The following is a 2839-nucleotide window of genomic DNA, read 5'->3' as shown; positions in this document are numbered from 1 at the left end:
GAGGTGACCGTCCCCGCCGATGCACGGGTCGACGCTGACACCGACACCCCTGACGCCGCTGCCCCCGGCGCGGACTCGGACGTGGACCCGGCCGGCGACCGCACCGTTCTCGCGCTGCCCGCCGGCGCGACCCCGCAGAAGGCGCTCTCGGCCCTGCTCTCCGACACCGGCATGCGCGATCGGATGCTCGACGGCCGGTTCGTCCGGGTGGGCGTGGGCGTGGCCACCGCCGAGGACGGCACCGTGCACGTGGTGCAGGACTTCGCCCGCGACTGACTGCCGGACGATCGTCCAGCGGGGGTGGGGTGGATAACGCCCCTCCCCTGCTCACGGTGGTTACGGGGTGATGACGGCTGGCTTAGGGCTGGAGCCGGTTCCTACCGTTGCGCTCGGCGACCCGACAGTCGGGCCCCCAGCACCCGAAAGGTACCGACACTCGTGACCCGAGCCCTCCAGCACCTGCGTCGTGGCCTGATCCTGGCCGCCGCGGCTTCCGCCACCCTCGCCCTGAACGCGGCCCCGCAGGCCTCGGCCCAGGCGCCGCAGATCCAGCTGCCCCAGATCCACCTCCCGGGCCTGACGATCGGTTTCGCCAACCCCGCCCCCGCCGGCACCGCGCCGACGATCGACCCCGCCTCCGCCGAGTACCGGGCCCAGCTCGAGGGCGCCACCAACGCCGCCCGCACCGCACACGGCCTCGCCCCTCTCGCCGTCAACGGCGGCCTCACCGCGGTGGCCACCAACTGGAGCGGCACGCAGGCCGCGCAGAACCGCATGTTCCACAACCCGGATGTGGGCGCGCAGATCCCCGCCGGGTGGGGCCACTACGGCGAGAACGTGCTGCAGAACTACGCGCACGCCACCCCGCAGCAGCTGGTGGACCAGTGGATGGCCTCCCCCGGCCACCGCGTGAACCTGCTCAACCCGGGCCACACCTCGATGGGCGTCGGCGCCGCGGTGGCCGCGGACGGCAAGCTCTATGCCACCCAGGTCTTCGCCCGCTACTGAAGCGACCACCCCCCGCCCCGGGCGGTCAGCGTCATCGACAAGAGCGTTCGGAACACGTCTACTCGCCAGACGTGGGCCGGACGCTCTTCTCGATGGGAGTCGTCAGGCCTGGACACCCGCGAGCATCGCGTCGAGCCCCTGCCGGAAGCGCGGATCGAACTCGACCGTCGGCGTCGCGGGGTCGGCGACCGTGAGATTGTGGTGGGTCTGTTCCTCCAGGCTCAGGCCCACCACGTAGCCCGTCAGGGCCGTGGTCAATCCCGGCGCCCGGCCCTCGAGCCCGTGCCGGATGCACGCCGCCTCGACCACCTCGGCGACCGGGTTCACCGCACCCGCCGCCAGACCCAGCGCCACGATCTCGGCGCCGTCCGGAACGCCGGTGACGGCCGCGCGCAGCGCCTGCCCCACCGCCCGTAGTTCGTCGGCGGCCGAGTTCCCCTCCCCGACGGGACCCATCGTCGCCAGGATGCGCTCCGCGACGACCGTGAGCAGCGCCTGCTTGGACGGAACGTGCCAGTACAGCGCGCTCGGTTGGACCCCCAGCCGGGTCGCCAACGTGCGCATCGACATGCCGGGTAGCCCCGACTCGCGGAGCAGTTCCAGGGCGGTGTCGACGACCGCCGTCTTTGTCAGGGCCACGGGCGCCGATCCTACCGGCCGCCACAACCCTCTCCTGAACGCTGTACAAGTCGACGACCGTGCGCTAGCTTGAACGGCGTTCAATGAACGGCGTTCAGGAGGAACAATGGCCATCACGACCCCCCGCTGGCACGAGCTCGCGGATCACGTACTCGACGGCGGAGTCGTCACCGCGGCGGACGCCCTCGCCGTGCTCCGGTCCCCGGACTCCGAGCTCATGGAGGTGGTCGCGGCCGCGTCCCGGCTGCGGTTCCAGCACTTCGGCAACAAGGTCAAGGTCAACTACCTGGTCAACCTCAAGAGCGGCCTGTGCCCGGAGGACTGCTTCTACTGCTCGCAGCGGCTCAACTCCACCGCCGGCATCCTGCGCTACACCTGGCTCAACACCGAGGAGGCCGTCACCGCGGCCAAGGCGGGCATCGCGGCCGGCGCCTCCCGAGTGTGCCTGGTCGCCAGCGGCACCGGCCCCAGCAATCGCGAGGTCGGCAAGGTCTCCGACATCATCGAGGCCATCAAGTCCGACACCCCGGGCGTCGAGGTGTGCGCCTGCCTGGGTGCACTGAAGGATGGCCAGGCGGAGAAGCTGTGCTCCAGCGGCGCCGACGCCTACAACCACAACCTCAACACGGCCGAGAGCCATTACGAGGACATCTGCACCACCCACACCTACGCCGACCGGGAGCACACGGTCGCCCAGGCCCACGGCGCCGGACTCTCGGCGTGCTCGGGCTTCATCGCGGGCATGGGTGAGACGCACGACCAGCTCGTCGAGCTCGCCTTCGACCTGCGCGCCAAGGACGTCGACTCGATCCCGGTCAACTTCCTGCTGCCCTTCGACGGCACCCCGCTCGAGGGCGTGGACACCCTCAACCCGCGCGACTGCCTGCGCATCCTCGCGATGGTCCGCTTCGTCGCCCCCGACACCGAGATCCGGATGGCCGCCGGCCGCGAACGCCACCTCGGCTACCTCCAGGGCATGGGCCTCTACGTGGCCAACTCGCTGTTCCTGGGCGACTACCTCACCAGCGAGGGCCAGCCCGGCGGCGAGGACCTGCAGATGATCGCCGACGCCGGCCTCGAGGTCCTCCAGATGGACCACCCGGCCGGGGACACCGGGGACCAGGCCACGGTGGGCGCCACCGCGGACGCGCCCGTGACCGCCGCCGGCCCGGCCACACCCGCCACCGCCACC

Annotated in this window: 4 protein-coding genes; 3 read left to right on the top strand and 1 reads right to left on the bottom strand. The window is 71.5% G+C overall.

What is annotated here, in order from left to right:
* The coding region (locus G6024_RS03845; protein ID WP_338122127.1) for a CAP domain-containing protein at positions 1 to 276 on the top strand (276 nt) is incomplete at its 5' end.
* Between the two features lie 162 nt (positions 277 to 438).
* Positions 439 to 1008: a CAP domain-containing protein gene (locus G6024_RS03840; RefSeq protein WP_007628333.1), complete on the top strand. Its 570-nt coding sequence runs from the start codon at positions 439 to 441 to the stop codon at positions 1006 to 1008.
* A gap of 102 nt (positions 1009 to 1110) precedes the next feature.
* On the opposite strand, the gene G6024_RS03835 is transcribed toward G6024_RS03840, so the two are convergent.
* Positions 1111 to 1647 carry a TetR family transcriptional regulator gene (locus G6024_RS03835; RefSeq protein ID WP_159148099.1) on the bottom strand — a complete coding sequence of 179 codons (537 nt, stop codon included), beginning with the start codon at positions 1645 to 1647 and terminating at the stop codon, positions 1111 to 1113.
* A gap of 106 nt (positions 1648 to 1753) precedes the next feature.
* Between G6024_RS03835 and bioB the strand changes: the two genes are divergently transcribed.
* Positions 1754 to 2839 (top strand): biotin synthase BioB (gene bioB, locus G6024_RS03830; RefSeq protein ID WP_159148097.1); only part of this gene is annotated, 1086 nt, incomplete at its 3' end.

Source organism: Dietzia maris (genome assembly GCF_014144855.1).
GTDB classification, from domain to species: Bacteria; Actinomycetota; Actinomycetes; order Mycobacteriales; family Mycobacteriaceae; genus Dietzia; species Dietzia kunjamensis.
This window is presented reverse-complemented; position numbering and strand designations above follow the sequence as displayed.